General features: G+C 70.3%; 23 protein-coding genes and 1 pseudogene. 11 read left to right on the top strand and 13 right to left on the bottom strand.

The window, feature by feature from the left end; translation table 11 throughout:
- The first annotated feature begins 374 nt into the window (after nucleotides 1-374).
- From dnaK to K2F47_RS37805, 6 genes are all read left to right on the top strand, one after another.
- Entirely contained in the window at nucleotides 375-2,243 is a 1,869-nt protein-coding gene (dnaK, locus tag K2F47_RS37830) for a molecular chaperone DnaK (RefSeq protein ID WP_242911058.1), read from the top strand.
- On the top strand, nucleotides 2,237-2,923 hold the full coding sequence (gene grpE / locus K2F47_RS37825) for a nucleotide exchange factor GrpE (protein WP_242911091.1): 687 nt from the start codon (nucleotides 2,237-2,239) through the stop codon (nucleotides 2,921-2,923). The genes dnaK and grpE overlap by 7 nt, the downstream gene beginning before the upstream one ends.
- A 179-nt stretch (nucleotides 2,924-3,102) precedes the next feature.
- Complete coding sequence (gene dnaJ, locus K2F47_RS37820; RefSeq protein ID WP_242911057.1) at nucleotides 3,103-4,269, top strand: molecular chaperone DnaJ; 1,167 nt, start codon at nucleotides 3,103-3,105, stop codon at nucleotides 4,267-4,269.
- A gap of 33 nt (nucleotides 4,270-4,302) precedes the next feature.
- Nucleotides 4,303-4,755, top strand: coding sequence for a heat shock protein transcriptional repressor HspR (locus tag K2F47_RS37815; RefSeq protein ID WP_242911056.1), 453 nt, complete (start codon nucleotides 4,303-4,305; stop codon nucleotides 4,753-4,755).
- Nucleotides 4,756-4,763: 8 nt separating this feature from the next.
- On the top strand, nucleotides 4,764-7,370 hold the full coding sequence (gene clpB, locus K2F47_RS37810; protein ID WP_242911055.1) for an ATP-dependent chaperone ClpB: 2,607 nt from the start codon (nucleotides 4,764-4,766) through the stop codon (nucleotides 7,368-7,370).
- A gap of 155 nt (nucleotides 7,371-7,525) precedes the next feature.
- On the top strand, nucleotides 7,526-8,059 hold the full coding sequence (locus K2F47_RS37805) for an RNA polymerase sigma factor (protein ID WP_242911054.1): 534 nt from the start codon (nucleotides 7,526-7,528) through the stop codon (nucleotides 8,057-8,059).
- A gap of 2 nt (nucleotides 8,060-8,061) precedes the next feature.
- Here the strand turns inward: K2F47_RS37805 and K2F47_RS37800 are convergent, their stop codons facing one another.
- The 4 genes from K2F47_RS37800 to K2F47_RS37785 all read right to left on the bottom strand — a co-directional run bounded on the left by K2F47_RS37800 (nucleotide 8,062) and on the right by K2F47_RS37785 (nucleotide 11,600).
- The gene (locus tag K2F47_RS37800; protein WP_242911053.1) at nucleotides 8,062-9,477 is read right to left on the bottom strand and encodes an MFS transporter; all 1,416 of its coding nucleotides are present in this window, start codon (nucleotides 9,475-9,477) and stop codon (nucleotides 8,062-8,064) included.
- A complete protein-coding gene (locus K2F47_RS37795) occupies nucleotides 9,474-9,959 on the bottom strand; it encodes an SRPBCC family protein (RefSeq protein ID WP_242911052.1) in 486 nt (161 codons plus the stop codon). Before K2F47_RS37795 ends, K2F47_RS37800 begins: the two co-directional genes overlap by 4 nt.
- 91 nt (nucleotides 9,960-10,050) lie before the next feature.
- Nucleotides 10,051-11,268, bottom strand: coding sequence for an RNA polymerase sigma factor (locus tag K2F47_RS37790; protein WP_242911051.1), 1,218 nt, complete (start codon nucleotides 11,266-11,268; stop codon nucleotides 10,051-10,053).
- Entirely contained in the window at nucleotides 11,265-11,600 is a 336-nt protein-coding gene (locus K2F47_RS37785) for a YciI family protein (RefSeq protein WP_242911050.1), read from the bottom strand. Before K2F47_RS37785 ends, K2F47_RS37790 begins: the two co-directional genes overlap by 4 nt.
- A gap of 118 nt (nucleotides 11,601-11,718) precedes the next feature.
- On the opposite strand from K2F47_RS37785, the gene K2F47_RS37780 reads away from it, so the two are divergent.
- Together K2F47_RS37780 and K2F47_RS37775 are read left to right on the top strand one after the other, a co-directional pair.
- Nucleotides 11,719-11,994 (top strand): hypothetical protein, encoded by a 276-nt coding sequence (locus K2F47_RS37780; protein ID WP_242911049.1) that lies wholly within the window; start codon nucleotides 11,719-11,721, stop codon nucleotides 11,992-11,994.
- 87 nt (nucleotides 11,995-12,081) lie between these two features.
- Nucleotides 12,082-12,879, top strand: coding sequence for an alpha/beta fold hydrolase (locus K2F47_RS37775; RefSeq protein ID WP_242911048.1), 798 nt, complete (start codon nucleotides 12,082-12,084; stop codon nucleotides 12,877-12,879).
- Here K2F47_RS37775 and K2F47_RS37770 read toward each other — a convergent pair.
- On the bottom strand, nucleotides 12,861-13,226 hold the full coding sequence (locus K2F47_RS37770) for a winged helix-turn-helix transcriptional regulator (RefSeq protein WP_242911047.1): 366 nt from the start codon (nucleotides 13,224-13,226) through the stop codon (nucleotides 12,861-12,863). The two genes, K2F47_RS37775 and K2F47_RS37770, sit on opposite strands and share 19 nt — an antisense overlap.
- Before the next feature lie 109 nt (nucleotides 13,227-13,335).
- Between K2F47_RS37770 and K2F47_RS41875 the strand changes: the two are divergent.
- A pseudogene (locus K2F47_RS41875) lies at nucleotides 13,336-13,851 on the top strand (SDR family NAD(P)-dependent oxidoreductase); the annotation flags it as partial.
- 170 nt (nucleotides 13,852-14,021) lie between these two features.
- Here K2F47_RS41875 and K2F47_RS37765 read toward each other — a convergent pair.
- From K2F47_RS37765 to K2F47_RS37750, 4 genes are all read right to left on the bottom strand, one after another.
- Nucleotides 14,022-14,246, bottom strand: coding sequence for a DUF397 domain-containing protein (locus K2F47_RS37765; RefSeq protein ID WP_242911046.1), 225 nt, complete (start codon nucleotides 14,244-14,246; stop codon nucleotides 14,022-14,024).
- A complete protein-coding gene (locus K2F47_RS37760) occupies nucleotides 14,233-14,442 on the bottom strand; it encodes a DUF397 domain-containing protein (protein ID WP_242911045.1) in 210 nt (69 codons plus the stop codon). Before K2F47_RS37760 ends, K2F47_RS37765 begins: the two co-directional genes overlap by 14 nt.
- Entirely contained in the window at nucleotides 14,429-15,286 is an 858-nt protein-coding gene (locus K2F47_RS37755) for a helix-turn-helix domain-containing protein (protein WP_242911044.1), read from the bottom strand. The genes K2F47_RS37760 and K2F47_RS37755 overlap by 14 nt, the downstream gene beginning before the upstream one ends.
- A gap of 317 nt (nucleotides 15,287-15,603) precedes the next feature.
- On the bottom strand, nucleotides 15,604-16,179 hold the full coding sequence (locus K2F47_RS37750) for a GNAT family N-acetyltransferase (RefSeq protein WP_242911043.1): 576 nt from the start codon (nucleotides 16,177-16,179) through the stop codon (nucleotides 15,604-15,606).
- Between the two features lie 153 nt (nucleotides 16,180-16,332).
- Here K2F47_RS37750 and K2F47_RS37745 point away from each other — a divergent pair, with 153 nt between their 5' ends.
- Complete coding sequence (locus K2F47_RS37745; protein WP_242911042.1) at nucleotides 16,333-17,211, top strand: metallophosphoesterase family protein; 879 nt, start codon at nucleotides 16,333-16,335, stop codon at nucleotides 17,209-17,211.
- Here K2F47_RS37745 and pyrE read toward each other — a convergent pair.
- A complete protein-coding gene (pyrE, locus tag K2F47_RS37740) occupies nucleotides 17,208-17,741 on the bottom strand; it encodes an orotate phosphoribosyltransferase (RefSeq protein ID WP_242911041.1) in 534 nt (177 codons plus the stop codon). The two genes, K2F47_RS37745 and pyrE, sit on opposite strands and share 4 nt — an antisense overlap.
- A 62-nt stretch (nucleotides 17,742-17,803) precedes the next feature.
- Here pyrE and K2F47_RS37735 point away from each other — a divergent pair, with 62 nt between their 5' ends.
- Nucleotides 17,804-18,298 (top strand): lipase family protein, encoded by a 495-nt coding sequence (locus K2F47_RS37735; RefSeq protein ID WP_242911040.1) that lies wholly within the window; start codon nucleotides 17,804-17,806, stop codon nucleotides 18,296-18,298.
- On the opposite strand, the gene K2F47_RS37730 is transcribed toward K2F47_RS37735, so the two are convergent.
- The 3 genes from K2F47_RS37730 to K2F47_RS37720 form a co-directional block, all read right to left on the bottom strand.
- Nucleotides 18,299-18,943, bottom strand: a complete 645-nt coding sequence (locus K2F47_RS37730) for a tetratricopeptide repeat protein (protein WP_242911039.1) — start codon at nucleotides 18,941-18,943, stop codon at nucleotides 18,299-18,301.
- 90 nt (nucleotides 18,944-19,033) lie between these two features.
- Complete coding sequence (locus tag K2F47_RS37725) at nucleotides 19,034-20,371, bottom strand: NYN domain-containing protein (protein WP_242911038.1); 1,338 nt, start codon at nucleotides 20,369-20,371, stop codon at nucleotides 19,034-19,036.
- A 342-nt stretch (nucleotides 20,372-20,713) separates the two neighbouring features.
- On the bottom strand, nucleotides 20,714-22,330 hold the full coding sequence (locus K2F47_RS37720; protein WP_242911037.1) for an alkaline phosphatase D family protein: 1,617 nt from the start codon (nucleotides 22,328-22,330) through the stop codon (nucleotides 20,714-20,716).
- Nucleotides 22,331-22,366: the final 36 nt, after the last annotated feature.

Genomic DNA, 22,366 nt, shown 5'->3' with positions numbered 1-22,366 from the left:
TCCTTCGCGCTGACGCGCAGCGAGACCGCCTGACCCTTGACGGGGGCGGGGAGCGGGGCGCCGAAGCGTCCGTCGCCGAGCGGCTTCGCCTGGACGGCCTGCCAGGCGCTCCTCCCGGCGAGGGACGGCGGCGCTGACGTTCTCCTCCGTCCAGAGGATCTTCGAGCCGGCGGGGACGTCGCGGGAACCGGAATAGCCCGCGCAATCGTCCTGTTGTAGAGGTCGTCAGCAAAGTTGAGTCCGGTCGACTCAAGTCATTTGACAACAGGACGGGCCGGACGGCAGTCTTGCTGGTACCAGACCCGACCGGCGTGACCCAGGGGGCGACGCCGGAGAGCACGACAGACCGGCAAGAACGACGGAGGACGAGAGACATGGCACGTGCGGTCGGCATCGACCTCGGGACGACCAACTCGGTCGTCGCGATCCTGGAGGGCGGCGAGCCCACCGTCATCGCCAACGCGGAGGGGTCGCGGACCACGCCGTCCGTCGTCGCCTTCGCCAAGAACGGTGAGGTGCTCGTCGGCGAGGTCGCCAAGCGCCAGGCGGTGACCAACGTTGACCGGACGATCCGCTCGGTCAAGCGCGAGATGGGCACCGACTGGAAGACCACGATCGACGGCAAGGATTTCACGCCGCAGCAGATCAGCGCGTTCGTACTTCAGAAGCTGAAGCGCGACGCCGAGTCCTACCTGGGCGAGACCGTCACCGACGCGGTGATCACGGTCCCGGCGTACTTCTCCGACCACCAGCGGCAGGCCACCAAGGAGGCCGGGCAGATCGCGGGGCTGAACGTCCTGCGCATCATCAACGAGCCCACCTCGGCGGCGCTGGCCTACCACCTGGAGAAGGAGAACGAGGCCACGATCCTGGTGTTCGACCTGGGCGGCGGCACGTTCGACGTGTCCCTGCTGGAGGTCGGCGACGGCGTGGTCGAGGTCAAGGCCACCAGCGGTGACAACCATCTGGGCGGCGACGACTGGGACCAGAAGATCGTCGACTGGCTCGTCGAGAAGTTCAAGAACGCCAACGGCGTCGACCTGTCCAAGGACAAGATGGCGCTCCAGCGGATCCGCGAGGGCGCGGAGAAGGCCAAGATCGAGCTGTCCGGCTCGTCCGAGACCACGATCCACCTTCCCTACATCACCGCGTCGGCCGAGGGCCCGCTGCACCTGGAGGAGAAGCTCACCCGCGGCGAGTTCCAGCGGATGACCTCCGACCTGCTCGACCGGACCAAGGCGCCGTTCCACTCGGTGCTCAAGGACGCGAACATCTCGGTCAACGACATCGACCAGGTCGTGCTGGTCGGCGGCTCGACCCGCATGCCCGCGGTGTCGGAGCTGGTCAAGGAGCTGACCGGCGGCAAGGAGCCCAACAAGGGCGTCAACCCCGACGAGGTCGTCGCGATCGGCGCGAGCCTCCAGGCCGGCGTGCTGAAGGGCGAGGTCAAGGACGTCCTGCTGCTGGACGTGACGCCGCTGAGCCTCGGCATCGAGACCAAGGGCGGCATCTTCACCAAGATCATCGAGCGGAACACCACGATCCCGACCAAGCGCTCGGAGACCTTCACCACGGCCGACGACAACCAGCCCTCGGTGGAGATCCAGGTCTTCCAGGGCGAGCGCGAGATCGCCGCCTACAACAAGAAGCTCGGCACGTTCCAGCTCACCGGTCTGCCGCCGGCGCCGCGCGGCGTCCCGCAGATCGAGGTCACCTTCGACATCGACGCCAACGGCATCGTCAACGTCAGCGCGAAGGACCAGGGCACCGGCCGCGAGCAGTCGATGGTCATCACCGGCGGCAGCGCACTGCCCAAGGACGACATCGAGAAGATGATGCGCGACGCCGAGCAGTACGCCGAGGACGACCGCAAGCGCAAGGAGGAGGCCGAGGTCCGCAACCAGGCCGACACCCTCGCGTACTCGACCGAGAAGTTCCTGCGGGAGAACGACGAGAAGGTCCCGGCCGAGCTGAAGACCGAGGTGAACGACGCGGTCGCCGAGGTCAAGAAGGCCCTGGAGGGCACCGACGTCGACCTCATCAAGTCCAGCGCGGAGAAGCTCGCCCAGGTCAGCCAGAAGATGGGCGCGGCGATGTACGCGCAGAACCCCGAGGGCGCGCAGGCGGGCGCGGAGGACCACGGCCCGACCGCGGGCGCCCAGGGCGGGCAGGCCGACCAGGACGACGAGGTCGTCGACGCCGAGATCGTGGACGACGAGAAGCCGAAGGGTGACGCATCGTGACGACCTCCCCCAACGAGGGCGAGGAGCGGGAGGGCCCGGTGATTCGCGACAAGCGGCGCATCGATCCCGAGACCGGCAAGGTCCGCGAGTCCGGCGGGACGTCCGGCGGGACGGGCGAGCAGCCCGCCGCGCCGGGCTCCCCGGCCGCACCGGCCGAGGGCGATGCGGATTCCTCGCTGAAGACCCAGCTGGCGGAGCGGCTCGCCGATCTCCAGCGGCTGAAGGCCGAGTACGACAACTACCGCAAGCGCGTCGAGCGCGACCGGGTCGCGGTGCGGGAGCAGGCCCTCGGGCAGGTGCTCCAGGAGCTGCTCCCGGTGCTGGACGACATCGGCCGCGCCCGTGACCACGACGAGCTGACCGGCGGGTTCAAGTCCGTCGGTGACCGGCTGGAGTCGGTGACGGGCAAGCTCGGCCTGGAGCGCTACGGCGCGAAGGGCGAGCCGTTCGACCCGACCGTCCACGAGGCGCTGATGCACGCGTACTCGGCGGACGTGACGGAGACGAGCGTCGCGGACGTCCTCCAGCCCGGCTACCGGATCGGCGAGCGCGTCCTGCGTCCGGCGCGGGTCGCGGTGGCCGAGCCCGACCCGAACGCCGAGTCCGCCGCCCAGTCGGACGGCCAGGCGGACGCGTCCGACGCCACTCCGAGCAGCGACGAGAAGACCGACGACGAGTGACCCCTCCCGGCGTTGTGCCGCCGGGGGGATCCGGGGGTGACTCCGGCACGTTCCAGAGGTGACCCTGGAACGACTCGCGGGCCATGCGTCCCGGCCGGCGCCGAGCGGTGCCGGCCGGGACGGGCCCCGGGGCATGCACGAGACATGTGGCAAGTGGCGATAGCAGAGAGCGGGGCGCCGTGAGCACCAAGGACTACCTGGAGAAGGACTACTACAAGGTCCTCGGTGTCGCGAAGACGGCCTCGCAGGAGGAGATCAAGAAGTCGTACCGGAAGCTGGCCCGCAAGTACCACCCGGACGCCAACAAGGGCGACACCGACGCCGAGGACCGCTTCAAGGAGGTCTCGGAGGCCTACGACGTCCTCTCCGACGAGAAGCGTCGCAAGGAGTACGACTCGGTGCGGGCGATGCCGGGCGGGTTCCGGGGCCAGCAGGGCGGCGGCTTCCCCTTCGACCTGGGAGACCTCTTCGGGCAGCAGGGCGGGGGCACGCAGCCGGGCGGCGCCGGGGAGCGCATCGGCGACCTGTTCGGCGGGCTGTTCAACCGGGGCGGCGGCACCCGCACGACCGGGACGCGGCGGGCCAGGCGCGGCGCCAACGTCGAGACCGACGTGACGCTGTCGTTCGGCCGCGCGATGAACGGCGTGACCGTCCCGATCAAGCTGACCAGCGAGGCGCCGTGCGACGGCTGCCGGGGCACCGGCGCGAAGGCCGGCACGGTCCCGCGCGTGTGCCCGAACTGCGAGGGCACCGGGCAGGAGACCCGCAACCTCGGCAACTTCGGGTTCCAGGAGCCGTGCAAGCAGTGCCACGGACGCGGCCTCGTCGTCGACGACCCGTGCCCGATCTGCCACGGCAGCGGCCGCGCGACCGGCACCCGCACGATCCAGGCGCGGATCCCGGCGGGCGTCGCGGACGGGCAGAAGATCCGGCTCAAGGGCAAGGGCGCGCCGGGCGAGAACGGCGGCCCGAACGGCGACCTGTACGTGAACATCAAGGTCCGTCCGCACCAGGTGTTCGGCCGCAGCGGCGACAACCTGACGCTGACCGTCCCGGTGACGTTCCCGGAGGCGGCGCTCGGCGCGGAGATCCGGGTGCCGACGTTCCAGGGGCAGCCGGTGACGCTGCGGCTGCCCGAGGGCACGCCGAACGCCCGCACGTTCCGGGTGAAGGGGCGCGGCGCGTCCCGCCGCGACGGCACCAAGGGCGACCTGCTGGTCACCGTGGACGTCCAGGTGCCGCAGAAACTCGACGACCAGACCCGCGAGGCGCTCACCCGCCTGCGCGAGTCGGGCGCGGGCGACGACCTGCGCGCCGACCTGCTCCAGCAGGCCAGAACGGAGTGACCCGGTGACCGAGCGGCGGGCGGAGGCGCGACCATGAACACCGATCCCTTCGGCGACAGCACCCCGGTCTATGTGATCTCGGTGGCGGCGCAGCTGTCCGGGCTGCATCCGCAGACGCTTCGGACCTACGACCGGATGGGCCTGGTGTCCCCCGGCCGGACCGCCGGCCGCGGGCGCCGCTACTCGATGCGCGACATCGTGATGCTCCGCGAGATCCAGCGGCTCTCCCAGGAGGAGGGCATCAACCTCTCGGGCATCAAGCACATCCTGGAACTCCAGCGCGACAACGTCCGGCTCCGCGAGGAACTCGCCAAGGCCCACGCCGCGCTGGAGGACCTCGCGAACGAACTGGAATCGACCCGTTCCGTCGCGGCGCGGCTCGCGCAGCAGCGGCGGCGCGGGGACGCGGGCGGGACGCCGGGCGCCGATCTGGTGCCGATCAGGCACACCAGCGTCGTTGTCTGGCACGAGCGCAACCGCGACTAGGGGGAATTGTGGACATCAAGCTCACGCAGAAGAGTCAGGAGGCGGTGTCGGTCGCGGTCCGCAGGGCGGCGGCCGAGGGACATCCCGAGGTGGAGCCGGAGCACCTGCTGGTGGCGCTGATCGGGCTGCCGGAGGGCACGGCGGTGCCGCTGCTGGAGGCGGTCGGGGCCGACTGGCAGGCCGTCCGGCGGCAGGCCGAGGAACAGCTCGCGGCCAAGCCGAAGGCGGCGGGCTCGACGGTCGCGACGCCGCGGCTGTCCGGCCAGCTCCAGCGGGCGATCAACACCGCGGGCAACCGCGCCCGCCAGCTTGAGGACGAGTACGTCTCGACCGAGCACCTCCTCGTCGGCCTCGCCGCCGACGGCGGTCCGGCCGCCGGGCTGCTCAAGGAGTTCGGCGCGACCCCCGAGGCGCTGCTGGACGCGTTCGAGAAGGTCCGCGGGCACGCCCGCGTGACCAGCGAGAACCCCGAGGGCACCTACCAGTCGCTGGAGAAGTACGGCGTCGACCTCACCGCCGCCGCCCGGGACGGACGGCTCGACCCCGTCGTCGGGCGCGACGCCGAGATCCGCCGCGTCGTCCAGGTGCTGTCGCGCCGCACGAAGAACAACCCGGTGCTGATCGGCGAGCCCGGCGTCGGGAAGACCGCCGTCGTCGAGGGCCTCGCGCAGCGGATCGTCGCGGGCGACGTGCCCGAGTCGCTGCGCGGCAAGCGGCTGGTCTCGCTGGACCTCGCCGCGATGGTCGCGGGCGCGAAGTTCCGCGGCGAGTTCGAGGAGCGGCTGAAGGCCGTCCTGAACGAGATCAAGGAGTCCAACGGGCAGGTCGTCACGTTCATCGACGAGCTGCACACGGTCGTCGGCGCGGGCGCCGCCGAGGGCGCGATGGACGCGGGCAACATGCTGAAGCCGATGCTGGCGCGCGGCGAGCTGCGCATGATCGGCGCGACCACGCTGGACGAGTACCGCGAGCGCATCGAGAAGGACCCGGCACTGGAGCGCCGCTTCCAGCAGGTGCTGGTCGGCGAGCCGTCCGTGCAGGACACGGTCGCGATCCTGCGCGGGCTGAAGGGCCGCTACGAGGCGCACCACAAGGTGCAGATCAACGACTCGGCGCTGGTGGCGGCGGCGACGCTGTCGGACCGCTACATCACCTCCCGCTTCCTGCCCGACAAGGCCATCGACCTCGTGGACGAGGCCGCGTCCCGGCTCCGCATGGAGATCGACTCCCGTCCGGTCGAGATCGACGAGCTGCAACGCGCCGTCGACCGGCTGAAGATGGAGGAGCTGAACCTCTCCAAGGAGACCGACGAGCCGTCCAGGCAGCGCCTCGAACGGCTCCGCGCCGACCTCGCCGACAAGCAGGAGCAGCTCAACGGGCTCGTCGGCCGGTGGGAGCAGGAGAAGGCCGGGCTGAACCGGGTCGGCGAGATCAAGGAGCGCATCGACCAGCTGCGCGGCGAGGCCGAGCGCGCCCAGCGCGACGGCGATCTGGAGACCTCCGCGCGGCTCACCTACGGCGAGATCCCCGAGCTGGAGAAGCAGCTCCAGGAGGCCTCCGAGGCGGCCGAGAACCGCGACGCGATGGTGAAGGAGGAGGTCGGCCCCGACGACGTCGCCGACGTCGTCGCGTCCTGGACCGGCATCCCCGCCGGGCGCCTCCTTGAGGGCGAGACCGCCAAGCTGCTCCGGATGGAGGAGGAGCTGGGCCGCCGCCTCATCGGCCAGAGCTCGGCCGTCCGCACGGTGTCGGACGCGGTGCGCCGCGCCCGCGCCGGGATCTCCGACCCCGACCGTCCGACCGGATCGTTCCTGTTCCTCGGCCCGACCGGCGTCGGCAAGACCGAGCTGGCCAAGGCGCTCGCGGAGTTCCTGTTCGACGACGAGCGGGCGATCACCCGCATCGACATGAGCGAGTACTCCGAGAAGCACAGCGTCGCCCGCCTGGTCGGCGCGCCGCCCGGTTACGTCGGTTACGAGGAGGGCGGGCAGCTGACCGAGGCCGTCCGGCGGCGTCCGTACTCGGCCGTCCTGCTGGACGAGGTCGAGAAGGCGCACCCCGAGGTGTTCGACATCCTCCTCCAAGTGCTGGACGACGGCCGCCTCACCGACGGCCAGGGCCGCACGGTCGACTTCCGCAATACGATCCTGATCCTCACCTCCAACATCGGCTCGCAGTTCCTCGTGGACCCGACGCTGGAGAACGGCGCGAAACGCGAGGCGGTCTGGAACGCCGTCCGGGGCGCGTTCAAGCCGGAGTTCCTGAACCGCCTCGACGACGTGATCCTGTTCGACGCGCTGTCGACCGACGAGCTGACCCGCATCGTGGACCTCCAGGTCGACAAGCTCGCCGAACGCCTCGCCGAGCGGCGGCTCACGCTCCGCGTCACCGAGGCCGCCCGCGAATGGCTGGCGCTGACCGGCTACGACCCGCTGTACGGGGCGCGGCCGCTGCGGCGCCTCGTCCAGACCGCGATCGGCGACCAGCTGGCCCGCGAACTGCTGTCCGGCGACGTCCACGACGGCGACGAGGTGGTCGTGGACCTGGACGAGCCCGCCGACCGGCTGTCGGTGACCCCGTCCAGCGGCCTGACGCTGACGAAGCAACCCGGCTGAATCCTTTGGCCGGGTCCGCCCCTCTCATAGGCGAGCCGCGTGCGGCGGCGAACCGAACTGGGAGGTCGTCATGATGATCGTTGGTGCCGGAATCGGCGTGGCCGTGCTGATCTGCGCGTGCACGGTCACGGTCCTGCGGCGGCGGAGCCGCTCCCGTGGCTGAGACGACCTGGCCGGGCGAGCGGCTCATCGCCGCCGCCCGGCGCGGCGACGTCGAGTCGATCACCGCTCTGGTGTCGGGCTCGCACCCGCACGTGCGCAGGTTCGCCCGCTCCCTGTGCGCCTCCCCCGAGGACGCCGAGGACGCTGCCCAGGAAGCGCTGATCATCCTGTACCGCAAGATCGGGACGCTGCGGGCCTCCAGCGCGCTCGCGTCGTGGATGTTCCGCATCGTCCGCAACGAGTGCCTGCGGCGGGTGCGGCGCGACGTCCCGGTCCCCGACCTCAGCACGTCCGGCCTCCTGGCGAACTCGGCCGAGGACGAGACCCTCCAACGCCTGGAGGCCGGACGCATCGCCGCCGCGATCGCCGCCCTGCCCGCCGACCAGCGGCACGTCCTGATCATGCGCGACGTCCAGGGCCACAGCGGCCGCATGGTCGCCGACGCGCTGGGCCTCAGCCTCCCCGCGATGAAGTCACGCCTGCATCGCGCCCGTGCAGCCGTCCACCACGCGTTGCAGGGCGAATGACCTCACGCCTGCGTGCCGCCCCGGAAGCCGATCGCCGCGACGACGGCTCCGAGACCGGCGAGGACACCGATGGCGGCGAACGCGGTGTGAAAGCCGTCGAGGCCTTCTCCGGCGACAAGGACCGTCGAAATGGCGGCGACGCCTGCCGCGCCGCCGATCTCGCGCATGGTTTCGAGCAGGCCCGCCGCGAGCCCTGATTCCGATTCCGTGACACCGGACAGCGCACCGATCTGGAGCGTGGGCCCGCAGATTCCGAACCCGAGTCCGGCGATCAGGAATGCCGGAAGCAGGTCGGTGAGATAGGCGGCATCGGCGGGGACCCGGACGAGCCACACCATTCCGGCGGTCAGCAACGCCAGACCGATCACCAGCAGGCGGCGGACGCCCACAACGGCCGCGAGGCGTCCGGCGACCCACGAGACCCCGAACGAGGTCGTCGTCGTGGCCAGCCACGCCAACCCCGTCCGCGTGGCCGAGTAGCCGAGTTTCTGCTGCATCAGCAGCGATCCGAGGAAAATGAACGAGAAGAGCGCGCCGAACGCGAGCAGCGCCGTGACGTTCGCCGCGACGAGCGTGCGATTCCTCAACGCCCCGGCCGGGACGAGCGGGGCCGGTGAACGCCTCTCCGACCACACGAACAAGGCCAACAGCACACCGGCTCCCGCGAACCACGCGAGCGTGCCGGCAGAGGTCCAGCCATGGGTGGAGGCATGGTGGAACCCGTAGACGAAGGTCAGCAGCCCGCCGGTCACCGTGCCCGCCCCCGCGATGTCGAGCGGCCCGGAACGGCCACGGGATTCGTCGGTCGCAAGGCAGGTAATGGCGAGTGCGATGAGCACGAGACCCGAGGGAACGTTGATGAAGAACGCCCACCGCCAGCCCGGACCGGCGGCGATGAGGCCGCCCGCGACGACGCCCACCGTCCCGCCCATTCCGGCGACGGCCCCGTAAATGCCGAGGGCCCGATTGCGTTCCGGCCCTTCACGGAAGGTGACGGCCAGCAGCGACAGGGCTGCCGGTGCGATGAGCGCGCCGCCCAGCCCCTGGCCTCCGCGAGCCGCGATCAGCACGCCCACCTGCTGCGCCAGGCCCGCCACCAGCGACGCGGCGGTGAACAGACCGAGACCGGCGAGCAGCATACGGCGCCGTCCCAGCAGGTCGGTCATCCGTCCGCCGACGAGCAGGAACCCGCCGAGCAGCAGGCCGTAGGCGACGACGACCCATTGCAAACCGCCTTGGCTGATTCCGAGATCGCGCTGGATCGAGGGCAGGGCCACATTCACGATCGCGATATCGAGACCCACCATCGCCATGCCCGCGCACGCCATCGCCAGCACGAGCCCTTGCCGGGGACCCGGCTTTCGCCGGTGCGCAGAGGCCGGCGGCCCGGCGACGGTCTTCACATCGTGGCCGTTCATCGGCGGTAGCTCGCAATCGGCTGGCCGGTGCCGGTGGTGACCAGCTGCGGCAGGCTCTCGGTGATGTAGAACGTCCAGCCGCGCGAGCACGCTTCGAAGCAGGCGGATTCCTGCGCGCTGAGGCCCTCGTGCGTCAACCGCAGCGTCGTGCCCTCGGTGATATCGAAGACGACGTTCGTGCCGGTCCATTCGTCGCGGTCGTCGACGAACGTGAGGTCGGAGTCCACGACGTGCCAGACAACCCTTCGGCCGGGCACGAACTCGGTGATGCGGAACCGGGCGAAGCGGATGCCCTTCTTGGCCCGGACGGTCTCACCGGCGTACGCGGTGTCGTCGGTGAAGACGAACTCGTCGTGCAGGGCGGCGGAATGGCCGATGAGGTTCTCGTTCCACCAGCCGCGAACGTCGGTGACGGCCTCGAAGACCTGCTCCGGCGTCCGGTCGACGGTCATGGTGGCGGTCAGATACTCGGTGTCCGACATGGACCTTGCCTCTCTCTCGGTGGTTTCGCCCCACCGACGAAGGAGGCAGCCCGGGATCGACATCGTCCGGGAAGAAATTTGGTCGCGCTGGTCAGAGCCCGGAAAGGCGTCCCGCCAGATAGCGCCGTTCGGCGTCGGTCGGCGCCAGCCTCAGCGCCTCCTCGTAGGCCGTCGCGGCCTCGGCGAGGCGGCCGTCCCGGCGGAGGAGATCGGCCCGTGTCGCGGGCAGCAGGTAGTAGCCGTCGAGCTCGCCGGACGCGTCAAGGTCGTCGACGAGGGCGAGCCCGGCGGGAATGCCCTCCGCCATCGCGACCGCCACGGCGCGGTTGAGGGCCACCACGGGCGAGGGCGCCAACCGCATCAGCTTCGCGTAGAGGGCGGCGATCTGGGGCCAGTCGGTGGTGGCGGCGTCGGGCGCCGTGGCGTGGCAGGCGGCGATCGCGGCCTGCACCTGGTACGGCCCGGAGCGCCGCACGGCCAACGCCTGGTCGAGCGTCGCCAGGCCCTCGGCGATCAGCGCGCGATCCCACCGGGACCGGTCCTGGTCCTCCAACGTGACCAGTACCCCGCCCTCGGTGCGCTGCGCGCGGCGGGCCTCCAGCAGCAGCATCAACGCCAGCAGGCCGCGCGCCTCGGGCTCGTCCGGCATCAGGCGGACGAGCGTCCGGGCGAGGTGGATCCCCTCGGCGGCGAGCGCCCGGCCCCCGTCCTCCTCGTCGTAGCCCGCGTTGAAGATCAGATAGAGCACCGCCAGAACGGCCGCCACCCGGCGCGGCAGAAGCTCCGCCGGTGGAACCCGGTACGGTATCCCCGCCTCGACGATCTTGCGTTTGGCGCGCACCAACCGCTGCGCCATCGTCGGCTCGGCGGTCAGGAAAGCCTTGGCGATCTCCCCCGTGCTCAACCCCGCCAGCGTCCGCAGCGTCAGGGCGACCCGGGCCGGGAACGGCAGCGCGGGATGGCAGCACGTGAAGATCAGCCGCAACCGCTCGTCCGGGATCTCCTCGGCCGACGACTCGCCCGGATTTCGCTCCAGCACGGCGAGCTGCCGCAACTTCGCCGCCCCCGTCGCGTCCCGCCGCAGCCGATCGGTCGCCCGGTGCCGTGCGGTCGTCGTCAGCCACGCCCCCGGACGCGCCGGAACGCCGTCGCGCTCCCACGTCGCCAACGCGGCGGCGAAGGCGTCCTGCGCGCAGTCCTCGGCCAGGTCCCAGTCGCCGGTCAGCCCGATCAGCGTGGCGACCACCTGGCCCCACTCGTCCCGGTACGCCGCGTCGACCGCAGCGCGAACCGCCTCAGGCGCGGTCATTCCCACACAGGACGGACCTCGACGCACCCCCGGCTCGCGTAGGGGTGCAGCGCCGCGATCGCGAGCGCCTCGTCCAGATCGTCGCACTCGACGATGTCGATACCGCCGATGAAGTCCTTCGTCTCCGCAAAGGGACCATCGGACACCAGCGTCTCCCCGTCACGGACACGCACGGTCGTCGCGTCCGCCACCGGCCGCAGCCGAGCACCCCCGAGGCTGGCCCCCCGCCGCTTCACCTCCGCCGCGTACGCCTGGTACGCCGGGTCCGCCGCGATCTCCTCCATGGTCGGCGAGACCGTCTCATCGTCACAGATCAGAAACACATACTTCATGCCGCCACTATGCACGACCTGCCCGAACGCCACATCCCTACCGCCCGCTCGCCTGAATCCTCTGACCGCGTCCACCCCTCTCATAGGCAAGCCACCCTCCCCACGGAAGGACACGACGATGGCCGACGGCTTCGCAAGCACCTCCCTCCCCCGCCACCTGCTACGCGGCGCAGTGGGATTCGGCGCCCTGATCGCCGCATTCGCCCTCCTACCGCTGTGGGGCCCCGCCACCCTCCTCCTGGCCCCGATCGGCCTGCTGGCCCTACGCGGCTGCCCGACCTGCTGGACGATCGGCCTGATCCAAACCCTTTCCAGAGGCCGCCTGGAACGCACCTGCAAGGACGGCCGCTGCGAACTGACCGCCGCCAAGAACACTCGCGCACCGAGAAGGTGAGCGACCGTCAGCGGCCGGTGCGTCCATGGTCAGCGGGTGCGGACAGAGTGCTGTTCATCGAGACGGACACCTGACGGAGGTTCGACCATGAACGGCACCAACACCCGCGACGAGCTTCACATCGACGGCCGCCGACTCTCCTACCTGGACTTCGGTGGGCCCGGCCGACCGCTGCTCGCGCTGCACGGCCACCTCTACGAGGGCCAGACCTGGGCGCGGCTGGCCGAAGCACTGGCGCCGCAGTGGCGGGTCATCGCACCCGACCAGCGCGGACACGGCGACTCCGACCGAGCCGCCACCTACACCCGCGACGACTACGTCAACGACGCGATCGCGCTTCTGGACCACCTGGGGATCGAGCAGGCCGTGACCCTCGGCCACTCCGGCGGCGGCATCACCGCCTACCAGATCGCCGCCCGCCACCCCGACCGCGTGACGGCCATCGTCAACGTCGAGGGACCGGTCTGCGATCTCGACGACGGCCCCAGCGCCCTGTCGTTCGTGCTGTCGATGCCCTACACCGCCCCGGACCGCCAGGCACTCCTGGACGCCATCGGCCCGCTGGCCCCGATGCTCGGCGACAAGCTGCGCCCCACCCCGGACGGCGGCTGGCGCCTGCCGTTCCACCCCCAGGACACCATCACCTCGGAACAGGGAACGCACGGCGACCACTGGGCCGACTGGACGTCCACCACCTGCCCCGCCCTGTTCGTCCTCGCCCGCGACAGCCAGGTCATCACCCCCGAGGAAGGCAAGGAGATCGTGACCCGGCGTCCCAACACCCGGCTCGCCGAGCTGGACGGCGACCACTTCGTCCACACCACCGACCCCGACGGCTTCGCCGCCGCCGTCACAACCTTCCTGACCTACGACTCGGCGTCGTAGCGGCGGCGGTTCTCAGTGATCTGCCGCCGGTGCTCGACGGCCCAGTCACCCACGGCCGTCAAGGAGCCCAGGAGCGTCAGCCCAAGCTCGGTGAGCGCGTACTCCACCCGAGGCGGGACGGCGGCATGGACGGTACGCGTCACGAGCCCGTCGCGTTCGAGCTGCCGCAACGTCCGGGTGAGCATGCGCTGGGAGATGCCGGTGACGGCCCGGTGCAGCTCGCCGAAGCGCATGGTGCGGGTGCGGAGCTGCCCCACGACGAGGATCGTCCACTTGTCGCCGATCAGCGCGAGGATCTGGAGGACCTCCCGGCAGACGTCCTCCTCCGACTCGGCGACGCCCCGCATGGGTTACCTCCATGTCCGGTACTGACACGAATGTGCCTTCTTGATCAACATCGTAGTAACAGGCCATGCTGCTACGAACAAAGGGTAAGCATGACGGAAGGAACACCCTGTGAGCAGGACACTCGTCATCGTCGGCGCCGGCCCCGGGCTGGGCATGGGGGTGGCCCGCGCGTTCGGCCGCGCGGGCTTCCGGGTAGGACTGATCGCCCGCACCAAGGAGAAACTGGACGCCCTGGTCGCCGACCTGGCCGCCGAGGACGTCCAGGCCACCGCGTTCCCCGCCGACATCCGCGACCGCTCAGCCCTGGTCGCCGCTCTGAACTCGGCCCGAGAAACCCTGGGCCCGATCGACGCCCTCGAATACAGCCCCAGCCCGACCGGCCCGATCACCCACGCGGTGGACACCACAACCGAATCGGCAACGGCCCAACTGGACCTCCACGTATTGGGAGCGATCACCGCCGTCCGCGAGGTGCTCCCGGACATGCGAGCACGCGGCACCGGCACCGTCCTGCTGACGACGGGCGTCTCGTCCACCATCCCCGCGCCCTTCCTGGCGAACGTGGGCATGGCCATGGCGGCGCTACGAAACTGGGCGCACACCCTTCACGCCGAACTGAAACCACACGGCATCTACGCAGGGCACAGTCACCATCGCCACAGGGATTACCCCAGACGACACCGCGCACATCGGCGCCCGCTACTACCGCATGCACCAGCAACGGGCCCAGCCCGAGGAAGTCATAGGCGACCTGGACGCCTTCCGCACCCTGGTAGCCCAGTACAAGTAATCCGTCAGCCTTCCCCCGCCCGCAGCACCGCAGACCCGTCCTTCTTGATCCGCGAGACCAGGCTGAGGAACACTTCACGGCCCACGACCAGCCTCGGGCCGTTCGGGTCCTTGCTGTCACGCAGCGCAATCACACTTCGTACGCCCGCGACCTCGACACACTCATCCGAAACGCCGCCGCTGTGGCTGCTCTTACGCCAGATGGCAGAGGCGAACTCAGTGTTCTTCATTCTCGTCGTCCTTGATCAGCGAGATCAGGCCGAGGAACGCTGCACGCCCGACGACCAGCTTCGGACCGTCCGGGTCCTTGCTGTCACGCAGCCCGACCACACCAGGGGCACCCGCGACCTCGACACACTCGCCCGATGCACCGCCGCTGTGACTGCTCTTACGCCAGACGGCAGAGGAGAAGTCAGTGTTCTTCATTCTCTTCCTTCAGTGTTTCGAGCAGACCGCGGAGGTAAAGCTCCGAGTCGGCGGCCGACAGTGCACTCGCCCGGATACGCTCGAACAGCGCCTGAAGCTCATTGACGTACCGGGGTTCATCGAGCATTCTGCCTCGTCCTCGCGGGCCTTCATAGTACCCAGTGACCGTCCCATCGGAATTCTTCAAAAGCTGGAACGCTACTTCGGGGGCGACCTCGCCCCGGTCGGGGACCACGTAGATCGCGATGTTGGGGCGCTGCATCAACTCCAACAGGTGTTCGTACTGGGCGATCCGCGTCTCGCGGTCTCCGTACTTGCGGTGGAGTGCGTACTCGTCCACCACGAACACGACCTGCGGCGGATTCTCCCTGTCCAGGATCTCCTGCCGCTGGAGGCGAGTCGCGACCACGTCATCGAGCTTGTCGGGGGGCGTGGCCCTCTCCAGGACCGCCCGAGCGTAATCTTCCACCTGGAACAGGCCCATGACCACGGTGTTCTCGTAGACCGAAATGATCGTGGCTTCGCCCTCGACCTCGATGAAGACCGGGAAGTCGGCGGGCAGCCCGATCTCCTCGACGACGCGGGGCTGCAACCAGGTGAAGAAGCAACCCAGCTCGAAGTACTTGTCCAGACCCCGGGCGACGGCCGGGCTCGGCGTCCGGGTGCCGACCTCGATGGCGCCGACGAGGCTGGCCGACACGTAGATGGCGTTGGCCACCGTGTTCTGGGAGACCTTCCGCTCCTCGCGGAGCCGTTTGAGGTGGTAGATGAACAGTTCGCGCGCCGTGGTGTCCGCGGTGAGTTCGACCTCGGGGTCGGGGTGGGGCTCAGGGGTGGTCATCATCCGGGGAACCTCCCGATTCCACAGAAACTTGTGGAGGGCAGCGCGAACTTGTGCGACATACGCACCGCCTCACTTGTGACCAACCGTAGCGCCATGAGCGCCGCTTGGAGTCGATTTCAGAAAAGCCACCGCACATACACTTCGTCGGCGGTGAAGTTGCAGTTAGTAACAGCAGGAAGGTAAAGACGGCAACGACAGCAGGCGCGATCCACGATCCGCGCTATATGCGGCCGATCTACCACAAGGCGGAAGCACGGCATATTGTGAATATTCCGCTTCAAACTGTCCGAAAAGCCGCCTCTACTGAGGTCGGACAGTTACTCGGGAACGGGCCATTCCTCGGCCAGGAGCGCGTATGAGAGGCCGTCGAGCCATCCCCTGGTGCGGTGGAGAGAGTCCTTCACCGTGTGCTGCTCGCGGCGCATCCCGAGCCGTTCCATCAGCCGCCACGAGGGTTCGTTGTCGTAGAAGCAGTCGGCGCACAGGCGACGCAGGCCGAGCCTCCCGAAGGCGAGGTCGATGAGGGCGCGTACCGCTTCGGTGGCGTAGCCTTTGCCGCCGTAGGCGGGATCCAACGTCCACCCGAGCTCTCCTTGGACGCTTTTCGCCTGGTCGGCGACCTCCTTCTGGGCCCAAGCGTCCTGGACCCGCAGCGTCAGATCGCCGATCACCCGGCCGTCCAGTTCGACGATGAGCAGGTCCGCGAGCCGCTCCTCGCGGAGAAAGTGCTCACGGTAGTCGTCGTACGTCGCCGGGGCGGCCCCGATCCATTCCTGAGTCTCCGGCAGTTGCCGGAAGGTCCAGGTCGCGTCCAGGTCGTCGGGGGTGGCCCGGCGCAACAGGAGTCGGGCGGTGGGGATCGGCCAGTCCAGCGTGTCAAAGGGGTGACGCATGGGCCTCATGCTGGCAGAGAGCCCTGGTCACCCGAAACGGATTACTGCGGGCGACCTCCCAACCGCGATGCGGCGCGGTCATGGGCCGTAACCCGGCCGACAGCTCCGCCGCGTAAGCTCGCCTATCCGCCCAACTAGGTCGTGGAGGTCGGGATGAAGGTTGCGTTCATCGGTGATGTGCATGGGTGTGTGTTGCATGCGTTAGGGGCGGCCGTGCTGCTGGCCCGGCGTCGGGGGATCAGGCTGGACGCTGTGATCCAGGTCGGGGATATGGGTGCCTTTCCCTCGGCTGAGCGGTGGGACGAGCCCAGTCGCCGGTTCGGCGCCGAGGGTCCGGCACAGAGTGATTTCTTTCGCCTGTTGGATCCCTCTTCGCGGCTGGGTGAGGGCGTTCGTATGGCGCTTGAGGAGATTCCCCCGCTGCTCTTCCTCAGCGGTAATCATGAGGACCACGAATGGCTCGCGGAGCTGCATCGGGGGCGTGGCGCTGTGACGCCCGTGGACCCCCTAGGCGTCTTGCAGCATGTCGTCTGCGGGCACATCGCCGAGGTCGCGGGGCAGCGAGTGGCGTTTTTGGGGAAGGTCGAGCTGGACGGCTATATGGACCTCGACCCGGACGCCTACGACTCTCTTCTGGCCGTCGAGCCTGGGAGCGTGGATGTTCTGGTCACCCATGACGGGCCGTACGGCATGTCTTCTCACCGTGGGGTCACGCAGGGGTCGAGGAAACTGAGTCGCCTCATCGAGCACCTTCAGCCTCGCCTGCACGTCAGCGGGCACTACCACCATCAGAACGGGCCACGCCGCTATGGGACGACGGTCTCCTACGCCCTCGCCCAGCTCATTCCGCCCAAGCGCAACCTGAGGGACTCGACGCCGGTCAATCCCCGTCAGCAGGTCGCGCCGGGCAGTATCGGGCTGTTCGACACGCGCACCCACGAGTTCGAGTACGTCCACGATTCGTGGCTCGCCGACGTTTGCGGCGATCGGCTCGACCTGGCCGCGCTGATCGGCGGCCCGTTGCCGGGTTAGAGGGAGAGGTCGGTGATGGCGTAGGGGTGGCGGTATTCGAGGTTTTCGGCGGCGATTCGGTCGGCGGCGCCGCGTTCCAGGATTGTCGCTACGGCTACTACCTCGGCGCCTGCTTCGCGTAGGGCGTCTACGGCCGTCAGGACGCTGCCGCCCGTGGTCGAGGTGTCCTCTACCGCGAGGACGCGGCGGCCCTTGACGTCCGGGCCCTCGATCCGGCGTTGCAGGCCATGGGCCTTGCCCGCCTTGCGGACGACGAACGCGTCCAGGCGGCGGCCCCGGGCGGCGGCGGCGTGCAGCATCGCGGTCGCGACTGGGTCGGCGCCCAGGGTCAGGCCGCCGACGGCCTCGAAGTCGAGGTCGGCCGTCGCGTCGAGCATCACCCGGCCGACGAGCGGCGCGATCGCGCCGTCCAGGGTCACGCGGCGCAGGTCCACGTACCAGGAGGCGCGCTTGCCGGAGGACAGCACGAAGTCGCCGTGCACGACGGCCTTGTCATTGATTGCGTTCAGCAGGTCATCACGATCGCTCACGGGAGGAACCCTATTGGGCCCGCCGGGGTTCGCTACGGTGAGGGCATGACGAGGATGTGGACGTGACCCCCGGAACCCTCGTCCTGCTGCATGCGCCCGGCGCTTCCGCTTCTTCGTGGGGGGACCTGCCGGAGATGCTGCGTTCCTACGGGCTCGACGTGATCGCGCCGGACGTGGCGGACGTCGGGCCCGGGTACGTCGCGCGGGTCTCGCTGATCATCACGGCGACCGGGCCGGACGTGCCGCTCGTGCTGGTGGCGCACGGGGACGCGGGGCCGCTGCTACCCGGGGTCGCGCTGGCCCAGCGGGCGGCGCATCGGATGGTCGGCGGGTATGTGTTCGTCGATGCCGCGTTGCCCCGGCCGCAGGACGATCGCATTCCGCCTGACTGGCCTGAGGCGCCCTGCGGCTATCTGCGGACGCAGGCCGATCGGAGTGCCTCGTCCGGGCATGACCAGGCGGTCAAGGAGGCGCGGCTGCGGGGCTGGGCGGTCGTGGAGCACGAGCCGCCGGCCGCCGTCGCGCAGGCGTTGAGCGAGCTGGTCAGCACGCTCTGATCAGGCGTCGTTCTTCAGCAGGTCGTCCAGCAGCGCGTCGTAGTCGTCCTCGGCGCGGCCGAGGTCGATGCGGGCGCGGTAGCGCAGGCGCAGAAGGGCTTCGAGGCTGTCCTCGGCGATGGCGACGTCGTCGGGGCCGGGCGTCAGGGTGTCGGGCGCGGGGCGCTCGTCGGGTCCGCCGCCGATGCCGGTGCCGACGGCGCGGTCGCGCAGGGCGAGGACGACGTCGGCGCCGCTCGTGGCCCATTCGTGCGCGCCGGACGTGTCGCCCTGCGCGTACAGCACCTCGGCGACGGCCCGGTAGACCTCGGGGTCGCGGGGCTGGTCGGCGCGGATCTGCTCGACCAGGCGGCGGGCCTCATCGGGCTCGCCCAGCTCGAAGAGCGCGTCGGCGAGATAGGCGCGCGGGTCGCCGTAGACCTCGCCGCCGTCCTCCAGCGCCTTGCGGTACAGCTCGGCCGCCCGCGCGTGGTCGCCCGCGTGCTGCCACTGCTCGCCCGCGCGCAGCAGCACGTTGGCGCGCGAGACCCCGCCCGACACCGCCTCGGCCAGCTCGGACAGCCGCCTGGCAGCCGAGATGTGATCGCCGGTGCGCAGGGTGTCGAACTCCAGATCGTCGAGATCGTCTTCCGTCACATGCGTCACGCTTCAACGCTACCCGGCACCCGGCGGCCGAAGCGGGCGAATCGATGATGATCGTGAATTACCTACGCGAACCTGGAGGGCGGGTGCCCTTCACCTGCGGGAACGTTCGAGGGCGTCCCAGAATCCGCGGCGCAGCGCATGCCGCACCTCGTCGTGCAGGAGGAAGTCGATCGGGAGCGAGGAGCCCTGGAGCAGCCGGGCCTCCAGGTCGGACGGCATGCGCGGCTTGCGCGCGAGCACGGCCTCCAGCCACAGCGCGGGGGCGTCCCGGGCGACGGACTCGCCGAAGTCCTGGCCCTCCTGGTGCGCGGCCTTGACCGCGTCGGCGAGCGAGGGGGTGTTCTGCTGCGGCGGGACGGGCGCGATCTGCTGCGGGCCGGTGTAGGGGCCGGGCGTCGGGTTCTGGAGCCCCGCGGACGGCGCCGACATCGGCTGCGACTGGTTGGACGGCAGCGGCAGGGGCTGCGACGACAGCGGCGACTGCGGGGGCGGCGGCGGGGACGGCGCCGGGATCGGCGAGTTGTAGGGCAGCGACGGGCGCGAGGGGCCCGGCGCCGTCGTGGACGGGGGGCTCGGCGTCGGCGCGGCCTGGAGCGGCATGGGCGGCTGCGTCGTCGCGTTGCCGAAGGAGGAGCCGAGCGAGCCGCCGGGCAGGGGCAGCGGCATCGGGCCGGTGCCCGCCGAGGAGCCGGACGGCGAGGAGTTCGACGTCATCGCAGGGCCCAGGTCGCGGACGGACGGCGTCGGGATCGGCGGCTGCCCCACGATCGGCGTCGAGGGCGGCGGCCCGGGCTGGGAGGTGGTGCGCAGCGGGCCGATCGGGCTCGTCCCGGTGCCGTGCCCGTTGGACAGCGGGCTCGTCCCGAGCGAGGACGACGAGGGGCTCTCCGCGCCCGAGAGCAGGTTGACGTAGGGCCGCAGGTGGCCGGAGCCGATCTCGATGAGGTCGTCGCACTCCTGCCGCAGCACGCGGGAGATCGTCCAGTTGCCGTCGACGGCGACGTGCACGACCGTGACGCGGACGCCGAGGTCCTGCGCGTCGGCGACGACCTGGGCGAGGTCCTCGTCGCCGCTGACGACGACGGCGTCGGCGAGGGCGCCGTGGCGGGCGAGCGTCATCAGGTCGCGGTGGATCTCGATGTCGACGCCCTCGCGGCGGCCGGGGCGGACGCGTCCGAGCCGCAGTTTCAGGCCCGGCAGGTCGGCGAGCGCCTCATGCTCGGCCGAGCGCCTGCCCTCGACCGTGGCCTCGTACCAGTAGCAGCGCAGCAGCGGGACGCCGGTGCGTTCGCGCGCGAGGTTGCTCAGCAGTTGCAGGAGGCCGCCGAAGTCCCAGGAAACGGTCTCGCGGTGGCGGGTTCCGTGCACCGCCATGGAACCGTCGGCCAGGAGGTAGCCGGCGTCTACGAACAGGGCGCAGCGATCCATGCGGCACCGCCCTTCCTCAACACGGGGCCGTCGGGCCGGCGAGAGTGACCATCGTGCGGCGGCCGCCTTCCTGCGCTCGGGGATGCTGGCCGGCGTAGCGGCCCCGGGCGCCTCTAGCGTAGTGAAGCCCACAAGCCCCGTAGGTCGATACGGCGATTCGCCACTCTTTCATGACGCCCCGCCGGTTCGCGACTCCCCGGTAACAAAGATTGGGGAGCCGCGGCGGACGCTACCAGCCGCGCCCGCCACCCCTCCCGGAACCACATCATCTTTACGGGAAGCAGCAGGTGAACGCTTGACCAGGAGGTCCCTACGACCTCGCCTTCAACAACGCGTGGCGCGTCACGGGGTGATGGACGCGCGGCCCATCTCGGCCAGCGTCGTCGCGTCCCGGGGCGTCTCCCAGCGCACTTTGCACTCGCGTCCCGACAGCGTGACGGTCGCGATGGCGTTGTCGAACCACGGGCCGTCGGTCATCCGCCACCGCAGCGGCGGCGCGGGCACCTTCGACAGCATCGACAGGACGCGGAACGGCGCGGCGGCGGCGCGCGAGCACACGACCTTGTTCGCCCAGCGGAACTTGCCGATCAGCGGGTTCCGCAGCGGCGAGCAGACGATCTGGGTGATCTGCGACCGGGTCTCCGGGGCGATGACCCGCGCCAGGTAGGAGTAGTGGATGTCGCCGGAGAGGAAGGAGATGCTGGCGGGCGCGGGCCCCCGGTCGCCCTGGCCGACCGCGACGACATCGCCCGCGACCTCGCGGAACGAGCGCTCGAACGCGGCCCAGTGCTCCAGGTCGGCGGCCTGCCGGATCTTCTCGCCGAGCGCCGCGCTCCGCTTGCCCCAGGCGCCGCCCGCGACGGCCTCGTTCCACGACTCGGCGTGGTGGATCGCGCGGGGCAGCAGGTAGGGCAGGGAGCTGGCGATGAGCAGGTGGTCCATGCCGCCCTGGCACTGCTCGTCCAGCCAGCGGAACTCCTCGTCGTCGAGCATGCCGCGCCGGTCGGCGGTGAGCAGCCGGGAGCAGCGGCTGTCCACGACGATCAGACGGGTGCCGCCCCAGTCGTGCGCGTAGCTCCAGCGGGTGCTCGCGGGTTCCTTGTCGGCCTGCTCGGCGAACTCGTCCAGGATCGGGCCCGCGTCGCCGGACGCGTCGCGCACCGCCTTGTAGAGCGGGTCGGACGCGCGGTCGCGCGGCGACATGTTCCCGAGGTGCTGGTAGATCCAGTACGAGCCGATCCCGCCGGTGATGCGGGCCTTCCACCAGGGCTGCGACCACATCTCCTCGCGCCAGGCGTAGGAGGTGTTCCAGTCGTCGCGGATGTCGTGGTCGTCGAAGATCGTGAAGGTCGGGACGGTGGACAGCAGCCACCGCACCGCCGGGTCGTGCAGCCAGGCGAGCTTGTACAGGTGGGTGTAGTCCTCGAAGTCGGCGGCCTCGTCGACGGGCGGCTCGTCCGCGCCGCGCCGGGAGCGGATGAACGCGCGCATCTCGTCGCTCAGCTCGTCGGCGTACACCTGGTCGCCGACCATGAGCAGGATGTCGGGCCAGGCGACGTCGTCGCCGCCGCGGAGCCGGTGGGCGAACGCGGCGAGCGCGTCGTGGCCGAACCGCTCGGGCGTGCCGGGGGAGCGGCGGCACGACCCGAACGAGATCCGCAGTTCGCCGTCCGGGTCCAGTGTCCTGATCTGGCTGGGCGGGAACTCGTCGCCGGGGACGGGCCAGACGGTCTGATCGTCCAGGACGACGGCGTAGGGGACGCGGGCGCCCGCGTCGAGCCCGTCGATCTCGACGAGCCCGTAGTGGTGGCCGTGCGCGGTGAACGTGCGGGCGGCCGCGTCCAGGCCGTGCTCCGCGTTCACGACCCGGACCTCGCACGGGCCGTCGGTCTCCACCCAGATCGTCGCGGTGTGCGCGCTCACGTGCCGGAGGTGCGGCCCGAGTACCAATGCGGTCATACCACGTCTCTCTAGCGGACGCGGGGGCGCCGCGTC

The organism is Actinomadura terrae, assembly GCF_022751215.1.
In the GTDB taxonomy this organism is placed as follows: Bacteria; Actinomycetota; Actinomycetes; order Streptosporangiales; family Streptosporangiaceae; genus Spirillospora; species Spirillospora terrae.
Note: the sequence above shows the minus strand (reverse complement) of the source record. Positions and strands in the feature narration are given on the sequence as shown.

What these genes read in the sequence shown, in the direction of transcription:
- dnaK (WP_242911058.1), top strand. Translation starts at nt 375, where the DNA reads ATGGCACGTGCGGTCGGCATCGACCTCGGGACGACCAACTCGGTCGTC.
- K2F47_RS37815 (WP_242911056.1), top strand. Translation starts at nt 4,303, where the DNA reads ATGAACACCGATCCCTTCGGCGACAGCACCCCGGTCTATGTGATCTCG.
- K2F47_RS37800 (WP_242911053.1), bottom strand. Translation starts at nt 9,477, where the DNA reads ATGAACGGCCACGATGTGAAGACCGTCGCCGGGCCGCCGGCCTCTGCG.
- K2F47_RS37795 (WP_242911052.1), bottom strand. Translation starts at nt 9,959, where the DNA reads ATGTCGGACACCGAGTATCTGACCGCCACCATGACCGTCGACCGGACG.
- K2F47_RS37790 (WP_242911051.1), bottom strand. Translation starts at nt 11,268, where the DNA reads ATGACCGCGCCTGAGGCGGTTCGCGCTGCGGTCGACGCGGCGTACCGG.
- K2F47_RS37785 (WP_242911050.1), bottom strand. Translation starts at nt 11,600, where the DNA reads ATGAAGTATGTGTTTCTGATCTGTGACGATGAGACGGTCTCGCCGACC.
- K2F47_RS37780 (WP_242911049.1), top strand. Translation starts at nt 11,719, where the DNA reads ATGGCCGACGGCTTCGCAAGCACCTCCCTCCCCCGCCACCTGCTACGC.
- K2F47_RS37775 (WP_242911048.1), top strand. Translation starts at nt 12,082, where the DNA reads ATGAACGGCACCAACACCCGCGACGAGCTTCACATCGACGGCCGCCGA.
- K2F47_RS37770 (WP_242911047.1), bottom strand. Translation starts at nt 13,226, where the DNA reads ATGCGGGGCGTCGCCGAGTCGGAGGAGGACGTCTGCCGGGAGGTCCTC.
- K2F47_RS37765 (WP_242911046.1), bottom strand. Translation starts at nt 14,246, where the DNA reads ATGAAGAACACTGAGTTCGCCTCTGCCATCTGGCGTAAGAGCAGCCAC.
- K2F47_RS37760 (WP_242911045.1), bottom strand. Translation starts at nt 14,442, where the DNA reads ATGAAGAACACTGACTTCTCCTCTGCCGTCTGGCGTAAGAGCAGTCAC.
- K2F47_RS37755 (WP_242911044.1), bottom strand. Translation starts at nt 15,286, where the DNA reads ATGATGACCACCCCTGAGCCCCACCCCGACCCCGAGGTCGAACTCACC.
- K2F47_RS37750 (WP_242911043.1), bottom strand. Translation starts at nt 16,179, where the DNA reads ATGCGTCACCCCTTTGACACGCTGGACTGGCCGATCCCCACCGCCCGA.
- K2F47_RS37745 (WP_242911042.1), top strand. Translation starts at nt 16,333, where the DNA reads ATGAAGGTTGCGTTCATCGGTGATGTGCATGGGTGTGTGTTGCATGCG.
- K2F47_RS37725 (WP_242911038.1), bottom strand. Translation starts at nt 20,371, where the DNA reads ATGGATCGCTGCGCCCTGTTCGTAGACGCCGGCTACCTCCTGGCCGAC.
- K2F47_RS37720 (WP_242911037.1), bottom strand. Translation starts at nt 22,330, where the DNA reads ATGACCGCATTGGTACTCGGGCCGCACCTCCGGCACGTGAGCGCGCAC.